At 34.9% G+C, this 16891-nt stretch carries 14 protein-coding genes; 3 read left to right on the top strand and 11 right to left on the bottom strand.

The genetic code is table 11. From position 1 onward, the window contains the following. Positions 1-59: 59 nt before the first annotated feature. From argF to B5V89_RS17410, 9 genes are all read right to left on the bottom strand, one after another. The gene (gene argF, locus B5V89_RS17450; protein ID WP_066233410.1) at positions 60-1043 is read right to left on the bottom strand and encodes an ornithine carbamoyltransferase; all 984 of its coding nucleotides are present in this window, start codon (positions 1041-1043) and stop codon (positions 60-62) included. A gap of 18 nt (positions 1044-1061) precedes the next feature. Then, a complete protein-coding gene (gene carB / locus B5V89_RS17445; protein WP_108073247.1) occupies positions 1062-4241 on the bottom strand; it encodes a carbamoyl-phosphate synthase (glutamine-hydrolyzing) large subunit in 3180 nt (1059 codons plus the stop codon). Next, positions 4228-5304, bottom strand: coding sequence for a carbamoyl phosphate synthase small subunit (locus tag B5V89_RS17440; protein WP_066233405.1), 1077 nt, complete (start codon positions 5302-5304; stop codon positions 4228-4230). The genes carB and B5V89_RS17440 overlap by 14 nt, the downstream gene beginning before the upstream one ends. Next, positions 5301-6500 (bottom strand): acetylornithine transaminase, encoded by a 1200-nt coding sequence (locus tag B5V89_RS17435; RefSeq protein ID WP_066233403.1) that lies wholly within the window; start codon positions 6498-6500, stop codon positions 5301-5303. The genes B5V89_RS17440 and B5V89_RS17435 overlap by 4 nt, the downstream gene beginning before the upstream one ends. Continuing rightward, entirely contained in the window at positions 6494-7276 is a 783-nt protein-coding gene (gene argB, locus B5V89_RS17430) for an acetylglutamate kinase (protein ID WP_066233400.1), read from the bottom strand. The genes B5V89_RS17435 and argB overlap by 7 nt, the downstream gene beginning before the upstream one ends. Positions 7277-7301: 25 nt before the next feature. Next, positions 7302-8549 carry a bifunctional ornithine acetyltransferase/N-acetylglutamate synthase gene (gene argJ, locus B5V89_RS17425; RefSeq protein ID WP_108073245.1) on the bottom strand — a complete coding sequence of 416 codons (1248 nt, stop codon included), beginning with the start codon at positions 8547-8549 and terminating at the stop codon, positions 7302-7304. 15 nt (positions 8550-8564) lie between these two features. After that, positions 8565-9605: an N-acetyl-gamma-glutamyl-phosphate reductase gene (gene argC, locus B5V89_RS17420; RefSeq protein WP_213083814.1), complete on the bottom strand. Its 1041-nt coding sequence runs from the start codon at positions 9603-9605 to the stop codon at positions 8565-8567. A gap of 207 nt (positions 9606-9812) precedes the next feature. Beyond that, positions 9813-11840 (bottom strand): sensor domain-containing protein, encoded by a 2028-nt coding sequence (locus tag B5V89_RS17415; protein WP_181294706.1) that lies wholly within the window; start codon positions 11838-11840, stop codon positions 9813-9815. A gap of 343 nt (positions 11841-12183) precedes the next feature. Then, the gene (locus B5V89_RS17410; protein ID WP_108073241.1) at positions 12184-13368 is read right to left on the bottom strand and encodes a beta-ketoacyl-[acyl-carrier-protein] synthase family protein; all 1185 of its coding nucleotides are present in this window, start codon (positions 13366-13368) and stop codon (positions 12184-12186) included. A 578-nt stretch (positions 13369-13946) separates the two neighbouring features. Here B5V89_RS17410 and kynB point away from each other — a divergent pair. The 3 genes from kynB (at position 13947) to B5V89_RS17395 (ending at position 16192) form a co-directional block, all read left to right on the top strand. Then, complete coding sequence (gene kynB / locus B5V89_RS17405) at positions 13947-14576, top strand: arylformamidase (protein ID WP_108073240.1); 630 nt, start codon at positions 13947-13949, stop codon at positions 14574-14576. A gap of 5 nt (positions 14577-14581) precedes the next feature. Continuing rightward, positions 14582-15403 carry a tryptophan 2,3-dioxygenase gene (gene kynA, locus B5V89_RS17400; RefSeq protein WP_066233387.1) on the top strand — a complete coding sequence of 274 codons (822 nt, stop codon included), beginning with the start codon at positions 14582-14584 and terminating at the stop codon, positions 15401-15403. Positions 15404-15475: 72 nt separating this feature from the next. Then, entirely contained in the window at positions 15476-16192 is a 717-nt protein-coding gene (locus tag B5V89_RS17395; protein ID WP_181294705.1) for a class I SAM-dependent methyltransferase, read from the top strand. A gap of 77 nt (positions 16193-16269) precedes the next feature. On the opposite strand, the gene B5V89_RS17390 is transcribed toward B5V89_RS17395, so the two are convergent. Together B5V89_RS17390 and B5V89_RS17385 are read right to left on the bottom strand one after the other, a co-directional pair. Continuing rightward, positions 16270-16458, bottom strand: a complete 189-nt coding sequence (locus tag B5V89_RS17390; RefSeq protein ID WP_066233381.1) for a hypothetical protein — start codon at positions 16456-16458, stop codon at positions 16270-16272. A 68-nt stretch (positions 16459-16526) separates the two neighbouring features. Beyond that, on the bottom strand, positions 16527-16826 hold the full coding sequence (locus B5V89_RS17385) for a hypothetical protein (protein ID WP_108073237.1): 300 nt from the start codon (positions 16824-16826) through the stop codon (positions 16527-16529). Positions 16827-16891 lie beyond the last annotated feature (65 nt).

The following is a 16891-nucleotide window of genomic DNA, read 5'->3' as shown; positions in this document are numbered from 1 at the left end:
TTGTATAAATAATTATAAACATGCATTTTTATTCATGTCAATCAAAAAAATAAAATTGACTATTCTTTTTGTGAAGAACCTCCCATTAATACTTTTAATATTGCTTTCTGTGCATGTAGTCGATTTTCCGCTTCGTCAAATACAACCGAATGTGGTCCATCAATAATTGCTGTTGATACCTCTTCCCCTCTGTGAGCGGGTAAACAATGAAGAAAAATAAAATTTTCATTCGCATATTTGCATAAGTTCTCATTTATTTGATAAGCTTCAAAATCGATTAATCGTTGATGATTTTCTTTTTCCTGTCCCATACTTGCAAATACATCTGTGACAACAACATCTGCATCTTTTATCATTTTGACTGGATCAGAATCTATTTCAATTGTCGATCCCCATTTTTTAGCATCTATTTTTGCCTTATTAACGATCGCCTTATTCGGTTCATAACCATTTGGAGTAGCTACTGACATATTCATCCCTACTTTAGAAGCACCTTCGATTAATGAATGACACATATTGTTATTTCCGTCTCCAACAAAGCACATTTTTAACCCCGTTAGCTTCCCTTTATGCTCATAAATCGTTAATAAATCCGCCATTACTTGTGTAGGGTGATGCATATTCGTCAACCCATTTATAACCGGAACAGAAGAATGCTGGGCAAATGTTTCAATCATTTCATGTTCAAATGTTCGAATCATTAATCCGTCTACATATCTAGAAAGTACTTTTGCAGTATCCTCAATTGTTTCCCCTCTACCAAGTTGAATATCTTTAGAACTTAGAAATATTGCATGACCACCAAGTTGCAGCATCCCTACTTCAAATGAAACTCGAGTACGTGTTGAAGCCTTTTCAAATATCATTCCGAGTACCTTACCATTTAAAATGGAACTGGTTACGCCCGACTTTTGATCTTTTTTTAATTTAACAGCCTCTTTAATAAGGAAAAAAATCTCATCGCTTGATAGTTCTCCAATAGTTAAAAAATGGTCGCCATTGATTTTCTTTATTTGTTGTTCAAATGGAATAACACCGTGCATTTTCTCTCTTCCTTTCTATTATTTATTCACATAACTGTATTTATAATCATTCAATGATTTCACTGCGATTTGCTTTGTTTCTTTTAAAGGAACGATTGATTTAAAAGTATCTAAAGAAGTAAAAAGTGGAATATCATACTTTAGTGAAAGCTCTCTAATGAAGCTTCCGAACTTTTCTTTGTCCCTGCCTTTGGTAGGTAAGATAACGGCACCAGCAAATCTCTCCTTTTCAAATGCATTACTTATCCTTTGTTTTTCTTTCTTAATCGAAACTGCTGTTATCCCATTTTCATTTAAACTTCTCGCAGTCCCTTCTGTTGCGTAAATTGTGCAGTTAATCGTTTTTATGAATTGTATAAAATCCTCCTTTTCCCGATCATTGATTGAGCAAAAAATAGCATTTCCCTCCATATCATGCCTATTCATCGCTTTATTTAACGCTGCTTCATACGTATCTCCTATCCCTAGTACTTCCCCAGTCGACTTCATTTCTGGTCCTAATATCGGGTCAACATCCTGTAATTTCCGAAAAGAAAAGACGGGTGCTTTAACAGATGTAAATGTCTTTTCTGACGCAATTCCAGTTTGTTTTAAAGACTGGCCAAGTTGGGCGGATATCCCGATATCAATAATTGGAATACCAGTAATTTTACTTAAAATTGGCATAGTTCTTGAAGCACGTGGATTCACTTCTAAACAATATATTTGCTTTTCATGGATGACAAATTGGATGTTAGCGACTCCAATAATTCCTGCCTCTTTACATATCTTTTTCGTATAATAAAGTAAAAGTTGTTTTTCGCTAGTAGACAACGTTTTTGGTGGGTATACACTTATGCTATCCCCGGAATGGACACCTGCTTTTTCGATATGTTCAAATATACCTGGGATAAGCACATCATTCCCATCACTTATACAATCCAGTTCACATTCCAAACCGGGAAGATACTGATCAACTACTAATGGCCAGATCCGTTCATCCGTATATGTCAAGGATGACAAATAGCTCTCCAACTCTTCTTCCTTATAAAGAATCGACATGGATTGGCCACCGATCACATAGGATGGACGAATGATTACAGGATAACTTAATTGATTGGCGATTTTTTTAACCATTTCATTGTTATAGGCTATTTCCCCTTGTATATGTGGTATGTTCAATTTATTTAGAAGTTGATAAAATTGCTGTCGATCTTCTAATAAATCAATCGCCTCTATTGATGTACCAAAAACTTTAACACCGGCATATACAAGTTCTTCTGCTAAATTTATCGCTGTTTGTCCGCCAAATTGAATAAAAACACCATCCGGTTTTTCTTTTTCAACGATATGAAGTACATCTTCAAAAGTAATCGGCTCAAAATATAATTTATCGGCTACTGAATAGTCCGTACTGACTGTTTCGGGATTATTATTAACAACAATCGTTTCATATCCTTGTTTTTTTAATGCCAAAATTGCATGTACACAACAATAATCAAACTCAATTCCTTGGCCGATACGAATAGGGCCGGAACCAATAATTAAAGCCTTTTTCTTATTTGTTACGTCTACTTCGTTCATGCCATTCCAAGTTGAATAATAGTACGGGGTTTGAGCCTCAAATTCTCCCGCACAAGTATCGACCAACTTATAAGAAGGGGTGAGATTGTGTTCTTTTCTTTTTTGTCTTATTTGTTGTTCTTTGCATTTCAAAAGTGAACTAATATATTTATCACTCATATTCATTTTCTTTGCTTTTTCCAATTGTTCAATTGGAATATTATCGATCGTATATTGTTTAATTATGTTTTCAAAATGAATCATTCCTTTCATTTTATTCAAAAACCAATAATCTATTTTTGTAGATTCGTATAGTTCATTCATTGAAATCCCTTTTCTAAGAGCTTTGGCGATGGCAAATAAACGAAGATCTGTTGGTTCATTTATATGATGTTTTAATTGTTCATCCGTACATTGTTCGACATAAGGGTGTGAAAGACCATCTACCTTATATTCGATTGAGCGCAATGCTTTATTTAAAGCCCCTTCAAATGTACGATCAATTGCCATTGTTTCTCCCGTTGCTTTCATTTGCGTCCCTAGTTGACGGTTTGCTTCGGGAAATTTATCAAATGGAAAACGCGGCAGCTTCACGACAATATAGTCTAGTGCCGGTTCGAATGAAGCAAATGTTGTTCCCGTCACTGGATTTATAATCTCATCTAAGTGATAGCCAATCGCACATTTTGTTGCTATTCTGGCAATTGGGTAGCCTGTTGCTTTTGAAGCGAGCGCCGATGAACGACTAACCCTAGGGTTGACTTCAATAATATAGTACTGATTGGAATTCGGATCCAAAGCAAATTGAATATTGCAGCCTCCAATCACTCCCAGTGCACGAATAACCTTTAATGATGCATTACGAAGAATTTGATATTGTACGTCTGATAATGTTTGCGACGGAGCTACAACAATTGAATCTCCAGTATGTACACCGACTGGATCAAAATTTTCCATATTACATACAATAATACAAGTATCATTGGCATCTCTTACAACCTCATATTCTATTTCTTTCCACCCTTTAATACTTGTTTCCACTAAAACTTGGTTGATTGGACTAAGTGATAAACCTTTTTGTAAAACAGGAATCAACTCATCAAAGCTATTTGCGAAGCCCCCTCCTGCACCTCCCAATGTATATGCAGGACGGATAATAATCGGAAACCCTATTTTTTCAACAAACTTTATCCCCTCATCTACACTACGAACAATCATCGATTCAGGAATTGGTTCATTTATTTGAATCACTAATTTCCTGAATTTTTCACGATCTTCTCCCTTTTGGATTGAATCTACAGAAGTACCTAGTAATGTCACATTATATTTTTCAAAAATATTCTTTTCATAAAGTTGAACAGTTATATTTAATCCTGTTTGCCCGCCAAGTGTGCCGATAAGACCATCAGGTTTTTCAATTTTAATAATTTCCTCAACCGTTTCTACGGTAATTGGTTCGATATAAATCCGATCCGCAATTTGCTCATCCGTCATAATTGTTGCTGGATTACTGTTTAATAGTACAACTTCAATACCTTCTTCTTTCAATGCGAGACAGCTTTGGGTTCCTGCATAATCAAATTCAGCTGCTTGCCCAATTACAATTGGACCGGATCCGATTACGAGAACTTTTTTTATGTTTTTATTGTAAGGCATACTGCATTACTCCCATTTTTTGTTTAAGTAAATTAATGTATTTTTCAATGATATATTCAGTATCCATAGGACCAGGATGTGCCTCTGGATGAAACTGTACAGTTATAATTGGTAGATGACGATGTTCTAAGCCTTCAATCGTTCCATCATTTACATGCTTGAATGTAACGATAAACTGTTGTTCGTCAATTGTTTGATCAATAACAACATATCCATGATTTTGTGATGTGATAAAAACTTTACCTGTTGTCACATCTTTCACGGGGTGATTTCCACCACGATGTCCAAAAAGAAGCTTTTTCGTTTTACCTCCATATGCTAATGCGATTAATTGGTGGCCTAAACAAATTCCGAGAGTGGGAAATTTTTGTGTGATCGCTTTTATCTTTTTCAATTGATTACTCACTGCAAGCGGATCTCCAGGTCCATTACTAATTACTATTCCATCCGGATTTAAGCTGTATATTTTCTCTAGCGGATAATCATATGGAACGACTGTTACCTTACAAAGGGAATCTAGCAAGTAATGTAATATTGATTTTTTGAAACCAAAATCCATGAGCATAATATGAGGACCATTGTTTTCATATGTTCGAATCTCTTTAGAAGTTACTAGATCAACGAGTTGTGTATCATTTAATGATGGTTTTGGACTCACCTTTCGAGTGGAAATGATTCCTTTAACCGTTCCTTTTTTCCGAATGGTTTTCACTAATTCTCGAGTATCTACATTCGTTAAACACGGGATATTGTGTTTTAGTAAGATATTTTCCGTCGAATTTGTCAACGTAAAATGACTTGGATGACTACAAAATTCACTTGTTATAATTGCCTTCGCATGCGGGATATGACTTTCACTATCATTCTGGTTCACTCCATAATTTCCGATTAACGGATAAGTAAACACTACAATTTGACCTGCATAGGACGGATCTGTCATAATCTCTTGGTAACCTGTCATACTCGTATTAAAAACCACTTCCCCACAAACGTCAGAAGCATTTCCAATTAGTTCTCCTTCAAAACTTTCTCCTGTTTCGAGAGTTAAATAACCAGAAATCATTGTATGCATCCCTCCATTTCATACAAAATTTTGTTAAAGCTGTTTATGAACTGATCAATTTCTTCTTTCCTAATTGTTAGTGGCGGAAGTAATCTGACGACATTTTGACCAGCTGTTAAGATAAGAACTCCTTTTTTTCGGGCAGCTTCTACTAGTTGATTGGCATTACAATCCACAACAATCCCAATCAGTAAACCTTTTCCTTGAATAGCTGTAATAGTTGGATGGGCTTCATTTAAGTGATTTAATTGATTCCATAAATAAGTAATCATTTCGTTGTTTTTAGAAATAATGTGGCTGATTAAAAATTTAACCGTTGCTAATCCAGCTGCTGCAGCTAATGGATTTCCACCGAAGGTACTTCCATGAGTACCCGGTACAAATGCTTGTGCAACCGAACCTTTCGCAAGCATAGCACCAATAGGGAAACCGGATCCCAGTCCTTTTGCAAGTGTAACAATGTCTGGTTCAATGTCGTATTGTTCATAGGCAAACATCGTTCCTGTTCGCCCCATTCCTGTTTGAACTTCATCAACGATAAGTAAAATATTGTTCTTCTTGCAAATCGTTACAAGTTCCTTGACCCATTCTTTATTTGCAGGTATGACGCCGCCTTCACCTTGAACAAGCTCAAGCATAACGGCAATAGGGCAAATTGTTTCGATTTCTTTCAGGTCTTGGGCATCATTATAAGTAAGATAATGAAAACCCGGCATTAATGGGTCAAAGCCTTTTTGTACCTTTGCTTGCCCAGTAGCCGATAATGTAGCGAGGGTTCGACCATGAAACGATTGTTTAAAAGTTACAATAACTGGCGATACATTTTTCTTTAAATTGTTCGCATTAATTCTTGCTAGTTTAATGGCTGCCTCATTTGCTTCAGCACCACTATTACAGAAAAATACTTGGTCCATACAACTAATATCCGTTAATATTGATGCTAATTTCTCTTGAACATGAATATGATATAAATTTGAACAATGCCATAACATATCTAATTGTTCTTCTAAAGCCTTTTTCACTGTATCAGGCACGTGACCAAGGTTGCATGTAGCAATTCCCGAAGTAAAATCTAAGTATTTATCCCCTTCCATATCCCAAACATAGCTACCTTTACCTTTTTGCAAATGTATAGGCGCTCTTTGATACGTATTCATAACTGGAGTAATTATCGGATCTAAGACACCATTTAACATGTGATTCCCTCCATAAATTTAGTACCAACCATCTCACCGCTCACTAACTTTAGTAAGGCATTGTCATCCATACCATTAATTATCGAAACTTCTTTCACACCGGAACGTAAACATTCAATGGCTGCATTCACTTTAGGAATCATGCCGCCGGTTATAATTTGATTGGCAATCATGTTTTCCGCCGCTAAGCTTTGTATATGATGAAGGATTTTACCTTCTTTGATTACTCCGGCTACATTCGTTACCATACATAATGATGCATTGATTTCCTTTGCGATAGCAGCTGCAGCCGTATCTCCATTGATATTCCAATGTTGTCCCCTTCGATCAATGGCAATGGGAGAGATAACTGGAATGACTTGTTCATCTAGTAATTTATCTAGCAAACTCTTATTTACGGAAACGACCTCACCGACAAAGCCAAGTTCTTGATGTTCTCCAAATTGTTTTGCCTCTAGGAGCATGCCATCAACACCGCTTAATCCAATAGCCGCCCCACCATTTGCAATAATATTCCGAACAATATTTTTATTAGACGAACCCGACAAGACCATTTCAACGATACTTAAAACTTCCTTTGAGGTAACGCGTATTCCATTAATAAATCTTGTTTCAATATCCATCTTCATAAGAAGTTTCGTTATATCCGGTCCGCCACCATGAACGATGATTGGTTTCATCTCTCCGCTTTTCATAATGTCTACGATGTTCGAATAAAAAGAACTTGAAATGTTCTCCAGTACGCTGCCTCCAAATTTAATAACAATATAGGACAATCCTCACCAGCTCCTTCTTTCAGCTTTAAGTTCGATAAGATGCATTGATTTTGACATAGTCGTACGTTAAATCACACCCCCAGGCAACCGCATTTCCACTGGCAGCAGATAAATCAACAAAAATTTGAATCGTTTCATTCTGTTGCAAATAATATGCTGCGTCTTTTTCGGAAAACGAAAATGGGAGTCCGTTATCCAATAATTTAAACGGCCCTAGGGATACATTCATTTTTGTAGGGTCCAGTTCAATACCGCTATAACCAATAGCTGCTATAATTCTCCCCCAATTGGGATCTTCGCCATATATAGCTGTCTTAACAAGATTTGAACCAACTATTGCTTTCGCAACCTTTTTGGCATCTTGATCAGTTTCGGCACCTTTAACTTGTACTTCGATCAGTTTTGTTGCTCCTTCCCCATCTCTTGCTATTTGTTTTGCTAATGATTGACATACTAATTTCAAACATTGTTCAAATGCATGCCACTCAGGATGTGCTGGAGTTAATTCTTTATTTCCAGCTTTGCCATTAGCCAGAATAAGGACCGTATCATTTGTACTCGTATCACCATCGACCGTAATCATGTTAAATGTTTCATCCGTTACCTTTTTTAATGATTGATTAAGTGCATCTTGCTGGATATTTGCATCTGTCGTAATAAATGCTAACATCGTTGCCATATTGGGATGGATCATTCCCGAACCTTTTGCTGCCCCGCCAATCGTTACAGTTTTACCATCAATTTTCAGCTCCGCACATGCATGCTTAACAAATGAATCCGTTGTTAATATCGCCGCTTCAAAGCTAGCTGCATCGTTTTGTTGATAAAAATCAGTCATATTCAATATTCCGTTTTCAATCTTTTCTATTGGTAATTGTTCACCAATTATTCCTGTTGAACTAACAGCTATTAAGTGTTCACGGACACCAAGATGTTCCGCAAATTTTTGTCTCATTAAAAGGGCGTTTTTCAGTCCTTCTTCTCCCGTACATGCATTCGCATTTCCTGAGTTAACGATGACGCCTTGTATTTTCCCACTGGATTGAATACTATCTTGCGTTACTTTTAATGGTGGTGCTTGAAATAAATTTGTTGTGTATACTGCAGCTGCTGTTGCAGGTACTTCCGAATAAAGCCAAGCCAAATCCAATCTTTTCCGTTTAATGCCACAAAATAATCCACCTGCTAAAAATCCTAAGGGTGATGTTATACTTCCGTCTATTAAACTTCCTTTGTTTTCTTTTAACGTATCCACTTGATTAACACTATTCATCCAAATTTCCTCCTTTTACGGATATAACGGTACGTTTTCTAAGCCTGTTTTTTCATACCAAGCATTTATTACGTTCATATTTTGAATCGCTTGACCAGCCGCACCTTTAACGAGATTATCAATGACTGAAACGATTACTAAACGGTTCGTCCTTTCGTCAACTCTTAAACCAATATCACAAAAATTGGAACCTGTTACTTCCTTTGTTGCAGGCCATTCATTTGCTGAACGGATACGAACAAAATATTCATCTTTATAAGTCTCTTTATATAAATCAATCATTTCTTGTGTTGAAATAGTTTCCTTTAGATCAGCATAGATCGTGCACATAATCCCTCTCGTCATTGGAACCAGATGGGTAGTGAAGGATATCCGTGCTTCCTCTCCACTTATTACATTTAGCAGTTGCTCAATTTCCGGAATGTGTTGGTGCAGACCAATTTTATATGCTTTCATATTTTCATTGATTTCTGCAAATATATTACCTATGGATGTATTTCTTCCCGCCCCCGAAATACCTGATTTGCCATCAATAATGATGGATTTCTGATCAATCCATTTTGCCTTCAATGCAGGATATACTCCAAGAATTGTGGCCGTTGGATAACATCCAGGGTTTGCAATTAAATGCCCATTTTTTATTTCTGAACGGAATAACTCGGTTAATCCATATGTAGCGTTTTGTAACAACTCATATTTTCCTTGAGTGTTTTTGTACCATTTTTCATAAAGAAGCCCATCCTTCAATCGAAAATCGCCAGACAAATCGATACATCTAATACCTTTTTCCATAAGTGGGGGAATAATTTCTTTTGACACGCCGGATGGTGTTGCAAAAAAAAGTAAATCTACATTACTAGCAATTTCTTCAATATCAATTTTCTCAAGGGTCATCTCAAATACATCGTTTAAATGGGGATATTGCTCAGTCAGTTTACATCCTTGTGTTGAATGAGAGATGACTTTTTCTACACTTACGAGGGGATGTTGTTTCAATAATCTAAGTAGTTCGACACCTCCGTAGCCATTAGCACCTATGACTCCAACTTTCACCATAATCACCTCCGTTAATTTTGAATCATTATAACAACTAATGAATAACTATACAATATTTTTTAAAAAAATAATTATTTTATCCTATGTATTAATAAATAATTTAACAAACCTGTATAAACAAATGAATAATAATACATCCGCTCGCATATTCCCATAAAATAAAAAACCCCTTAAGTTGACTTCATAGTCCAACTTAAAGGATTCACTTCAACTAAACGGATGTTCTTTCGGTTTTGATATAAAGTATCCTTGCCCGGTATAACAATCCATGTTTTTTAAATATTGTAATTCTTCCTTTGTTTCAATTCCTACGGCAATTACATCTATTTGTAATTTTTTTGTGACGGATATAATGCTTTGAACAATTGTTGCATTCTTATTATTCAAAGAAATGTTTTTTACTAATGATCGATCGATTTTAAGTACATCAATTGGGATTTTCCCTAAATAATTTAAAGAAGAGTATCCTGTACCAAAATCATCAATGGCTATTCTAACTCCTAATGATTTTAAAGACTCTATTATCTCAATTACTTTTTCATGATTGGTCATGGCTATCTTCTCAGTTATTTCAAGTTCTAAATAAGTAGGATTTAGTTGTGTTTCATCTAAAATTCTAGATACTTTGTAAACAAAGTCCCCCTCTAAAAATTGTTTCATTGAAATATTTACTGCAATTTTTATTGGATCTCTACCTTCAATATTCCATTCTTTACATTGCTTACAGGCGGTTAGTAACACCCACTCACCAATCTGATTTATTAAGCCAACTTCTTCTGCAACTGGAATAAACTCACTTGGTGGAACCATTCCAAATTCTTCGCTATTCCACCTTAACAAGGCTTCCGCACCTATAACAACGTTGTTTTTTAAATCTAATTGCGGTTGATAAACTAATGTAAATTCTTCTGCATCAATAGCCTTTCTTAATCCCTTTTCAATCATCATTTTACGGTAAAACGTTTCTTTCATATCAGACTGAAATAATTTGTAACCATTTTTCCCTTTTTCCTTTACGAAATACATTGCGGTGTCCGCATTTTTCATCAACGTTTCCGCATTTTCGCCATCTTCTGGAAAAATACTAATACCGATACTTGGTGTAATAAAAAGAGGATTTCCTTTAATCGTTAGCGGCTCTTTAAACTTTTTAAGAATCTTCAAAGCAAATAACTCGGCTTCAATCGCACGGCTATTCGGTAAAATGATTGTAAATTCATCTCCGCCAATTCGGTATACTAAAAAGTCTTCATTTTCTTCACTGCAAGTTTCCAGTTGGTATGCAACTAATGAGAGTAACGTATCTCCGGTTGCATGGCTCATTGTATCATTTATATATTTAAATCGATCTAAATCGAGAAAAAAGACCGCGAAATGCTTGTTGTGAGTTTTTGCATTTTCTGTGAATTCGATTAAGTCGATATTAAACTTGCGACGATTCGGCAAGCCCGTTAATGTATCATGAAAAGCTAAGTATTTCATTTCTTCTTCTTGTTTTTTTCTTTCCGTTATATCGGTAGAAACACCGAGAATAATTTTTTCATCATTATATGCTTCAATCGGAATTTTTACTGATTGTAACCATATTTTATTTCCATTTTTATTCAAGGTAATTTCCTCGGGAACACATTGTTCATTCATTTCGTTAATTTCATACAGTTTTTGTTCCTCTTTTTCATCATAAAGGATTTCCACCGAATGACCTTCCAATTCCTTCGGTACCTTTTTATATAATTGAGCAAAAGCTTTATTTACAAGTGTAAATTCTTTTTTTTCGTTTATAGCATAAATCAAACTAGGATTCATATCGATCGTTGTTCGCAAAAACTCTTGGTGTTTTTTAATTTCATCATTCATACTCTTAATTTTCTTCTGATGAATTCTTATTATTGTAATGAAAATAGATGTAGCAAAAACAATAACTGCTAAGCTACTCCCTAGTAATTTACTTTGTGGGAAAACATTTAGAAAGCCTATAGTATAACCTAACGTAGTAGCTACTAAAAATTGTCTTGTATAGGATTTCATCTGCTTATCTTCAATTTTTGCTGATAATAGAAAACAAAAAAATAGACAAATAAACATTATGATAAGCATGGAAAAATAGAATCCACTACCTCTTCCTCCAATTGGAAACAGGAAGTTTGATCCATCTATCCCATTCATCATGACAAGCTTATTCACACCATAAGGACTCATGCCGATTAAAAATACGACTAATCCCCAAGCGGACAATAGAATAACTGTATACCTGCTTACAATAAACCGCAACCAACTTTTGTTAAAATTAGGAGATAGTTCAGTAAACAAGAGGTAACATATATACATTAAATTTGGGGCTAAAAAAATCGATCCCCATCTAAATAGCCTAAATAAAAATTCTATTGTGTATATGTCAAATATTTTATGAGCATAAAGGACCGCAACACTCAATTGCCATAAAATAATATTAATAAGAAACAAAAATAAGGAAATTGAAATTCTAGAGCGTTCCAAAATAAATAACCCTAAAATTCCAATTATCAAAGGAAAACAAGCAAATAAAGTCATCATTATATACATTAAATAATCACACCTATTAATGATAACGAGAGATAAGTAAACACGTATTATTCCCTCCATTACCGTGTGTAGTTATCGCAACATGTTTAATTTCTTGATATTGCGTTTCTAAAACGATCGGCAAATCCTCATAACCATCTGCGTTCGTTTTAATTGTTGGTGGAATAAATCCATATTCCATCGAGATAAGAGCAGATATAACCTGGATAGCTCCCGACGCTCCAAATGGATGTCCAATCATCCCTTTGATAGAAGTGATAGGAACACTAGCACCAAACATGGATTGATGGGCTTTATATTCGACTGTATCGTTAGTTATTAATCCAAGTGCCTGGCTATTAACATAAGAAGGAATATAGTTACCAATTGCCCCTTTTAACGCTTTTGCCATTGTTTGTCCAGTTAAATCCGTTTGATACATTGGTAAAGAGTCATTATTAGCATCCCCATTCATAATGGTACCTAAAATGTTGGCTTTTCTTATTTTCGCATCATTTTCACGTTCTAAAACAAGAATACCTGCACCTTCTGCCATTACAAATCCTTTATGCTTTAATGAAAATGGGACTCCAGTGTTTAGGATATCCTCATCCAATTGAATAGACTTAAGTTTCAAAAAACCTAATGAGATCCAGTCTCCTAGGCAAGCATCTGCTCCGCCAACAATACAAACATCAGCTTGTCCTGTTTCTAATAGAAGTTTCCCAAGTAATATTGCATCAGAACTGGCTGCGCATCCCGTAGTGAGTGTATAAGATTGATTTTTCACGCCGATATGTGTCGCAACTGAAGAGGATAATGTATGTGGGTCTCCTAATGAAACACTTTCTATAGGAAAAGTCTCGTATTTCTTAAAGTTTTCTGAGTTTCTTTCTAATTCTCTTAATCCTCCAGCGGAAGTACCCAAAATAACTGCTACTCTCTGATTCTTTTCAAATATGATTTGTGCCATTTTTATTGCATCATCAGTTGCAGCCATAGCTATTCTACTTAATCTTGGATATCGTTTATAATTTTTTCCGTTTATTGTTTGGAAATCATCACGAATAACTCCAGCAACCATTTGATGAATTCCATTTTTACCTTTTGTTTGCACCAATTCATGTGTACAAATTCCGTTTTCTAAAACTGCTTTAAATTGGTGTTTTGATAATACTCCGGGAATTTTTAAACCAAAACCTGTTACTACTACTTTTCCCATAATTTTCTTCCCTTTACTTAAATAATCAATACTTAATTTTATTTAATAGATTAATAGTTAGTCAAACCTAAAAAATTAATGCGTAAGCATATTATAGCCTTTATAAAGAGAAAATAGGAATGAAAATTTATCAATTCTATTTTACTCCAAATCCGCATTAATATGCTATAGTATCTGTTTACTATTTTTTGGATTATAGGTCAGCAAGTAAATAAATCCATTTGTAAAATAAGATAATCCCACAATAATATTGTGAAATTATCTTATTTTTTATAGAGAAATGGTTGTTCAATTGTGACAATTTTGTTTCTCATTAATTTATCATCTAGCTTTCATTTGGATTTAGGATTTATCGATTACTATATAAACAGTTGCAACGAACATTGCAGCAAATACCTTTTTTAAAACTAGGCCCCCCCAAATAGTCTAGTTAAACCCCTTTTATTTCCGGTCGTCATGGCCGGCTTTTTTTTGAATTGATACCTTTCCATTCTTTCTGTATTTTTCACGAAATATTCTGAGCATATATTGTATAATAATAATAGAATCGATAAGTTACATCTTTTCAGGAGGTACATATGAAACTAATTGACATTTCAAAACCATTAACGAACTCAATTGCGGTATGGCCAGGGGATACTCCATTTTCATATGAAGTAGAAGTAACAAAGAAGCAAAGTGGGTCTGTTAATATTGGCAAGGTTACGATGAGTACACACACTGGAACCCATATAGATTCTCCCTTTCATTTTGATGATAATGGAAAGAGAGTGAAGGATCTTAATCTATCCATTTATATCGGTCCAGCTAGAGTGATTGATGTTTCCGAGTTTACTAGTATTGGTGCAGAAGAACTTCAAGGATATAATTTAGGGAATGAATCAAGACTGTTGTTGAAAACGGATTCATCCACAAATCCCGAAGTTTTTCCTTCTAATATTCCTTATTTACAATCTAATATTGGTCCATTTCTAAAGGAAAAAGGAATTGAACTAATTGGAGTAGATGTTCCCTCTGTCGATCCTCTTGATAGTAAGTCTTTAGATGCACATCATGCATTGTCCAGTAATGGCGTCCATATTTTAGAAAATATCGTTCTTACTGATGTGGAACCCGGGTGTTATGAATTGATAGCTCTTCCATTACCTATTCAAGAAGCAGACGGCAGCCCAGTACGTGCAATTCTAAGAAACCTTGAAGGAGTGTAAAGCTAATGTCAAAGGAAAATGAAATTTATACAGATTTTATTAATCGTATGAGCTATGGAGAATACCTCCACTTGGACACTCTCTTATCAAGTCAAAAAAGATTATCTGATCATCATGATGAAATGCTATTCATTATCATCCATCATGTTAGTGAACTTTGGATGAAGCTTATTTTACACGAACTTCATACTGCAATTGAATCCATTTCAAAAGGGAATTTATCCCCTGCTTTCAAAATGTTATCACGTGTTTCTAAAATACAAACCCAAATTATCCATGCATGGGATGTGCTTGCAACATTAACACCTGCAGAATATATGGAGTTTCGCGATAAATTAGGTCAGGCGTCCGGTTTTCAATCGTACCAAAATCGATTAATCGAATTTGCATTAGGATATAAAACTCGCCATATACTAGAAATCTACAAAAAGGACAGTAACTTGCATAAACAGTTACAATTAGCCTTACAGGCTCCAAGTTTATACGATGTCTCCATTCAAGCATTGGCAGCAAATGGTTTACATATTCATTCCGAGTTATTAACGAGAGATTTTTCACAACCATATCAAGCGGATCCGAGCGTAGAAAACGCCTGGCTTGAGGTATATAAAAATGTTGATAAATATTGGGATTTATATGAACTCGCTGAAAAACTTGTTGATATTGAAGATTCGTTTCAACAATGGCGTTTTCGACATATGAAAACGGTAGAGCGAATTATCGGTCATAAAAAAGGTACTGGAGGCTCTGCTGGTGTTACTTACTTAAAAAAAGTACTTGACCATCGTTTTTTTCCTGAATTATGGGATATTCGTACAAAGTTATAAGATAAACATATAACTCCTTCAAGCTTCTAAACATATAATGAAGGGATGAGGTAATTGAAGGAGTGAAAAATATTGGCCTATTCATATCAAGATGCCCTTGCTTATTATGGAGTAGGGGGAGCGCATCCAGGAGGATTTTCCTTAACAAAACAAATCTTTCATAATGAAAATATTACCCATACTACTAAAATTTTAGATGCAGGATGTGGCACAGGACAAACCTCTGCCTATCTTGCGGAAATGTATAAATGTGATGTTACAGCCTTAGACATTCATCCAGTTATGATTGAAAAGGCAAAAAAACGATTTAAAGAGAGAGATCTCCCAATTAACACGATACAAAGTAGTGTAGAAAACATCCCTGTTTCAGACCAAACCTATGATTATATAATTTCGGAGTCAGTAACGGTTTTTACAAATATCGAAAAAACATTAACAGAATACTTTAGAGTTTTAAAAAAAGGGGGCATTTTAATTAATATTGATATGACAGCCGAAGGTCCATTACATTCGTCAGATATAACGATGATTTCTAATGTATATGGAATTTCCTATGTTCTAACTGAGAATGAATGGATATCCCTACTTCGTGAAGTTGGCTATCGAAAGGTCAATGTGCTCCATTCGGATTCTCTTTCTTCACATATCAATAAAAACTTGGAACAACCTGAGTTTCACATATCTCCTTCAATCGATCCTAAGCTAATGGAAATTCTTCAAAATCATCAAAATGTTACATCACTATTAGCAAATAAAATTGGGTACCGTATTTTCAAATCGAAGCGATAAGAAGGTGTAAGTGTATAATTCTAAACTCATTTCACCTGCGAAAAACCCCTTTCTTAAAGGAAAGGGGTTCGTAATTTTTATACATGTTGTTTTTTAAACTTACGTATAAAAAGGATGTTCATTATTATTGATGCAATTGTCAATAGGATAAAAATGAGTCCAATAATGAAATATCCCATTTTAAAGGCAATAATCGAAAAGGTGGCGATTGCTAATAGAATAATCCACCCAAATAGGATTGTTGCGACATAATAACTTTTTTCCATATGTATCACCACCATATTCACAAATAAAGAGCTTCTATTATAGCCAATAGGTTGTAGAGTGGCTATAACTAATACGGGAAAACGGATTGTTTCTGCTTTTTTGGTTTAAAAAGTGAAAGAACAAGCCAATTAATTGTGTTTATTATCGACATTGATAGAATATAGTAAACAATTCCGGGGATAAGTGTTAATATAATACCCCAATTGATCACTATCCACCATATTAATCCAATTATATGTAGTGAAATGTTAATGATAGTGGCTTCAATTAATGGTTTTTTATAAATTTCAAATTTCCTCAACCGAAACATACTCCAAACGATTGATCCAATGAAAGCCAATCCAACAAAACTAAAATAAATAATCACCTTATCCTACCTCCCCTTACAATATATGAAGGGGTGGGTAGATAATGCATTAAAACTATGGTTGC

Source organism: Heyndrickxia sporothermodurans (genome assembly GCF_003055045.1).
Classification (GTDB): domain Bacteria; phylum Bacillota; class Bacilli; order Bacillales; family Bacillaceae_C; genus Heyndrickxia; species Heyndrickxia sporothermodurans.
This window is presented reverse-complemented; position numbering and strand designations above follow the sequence as displayed.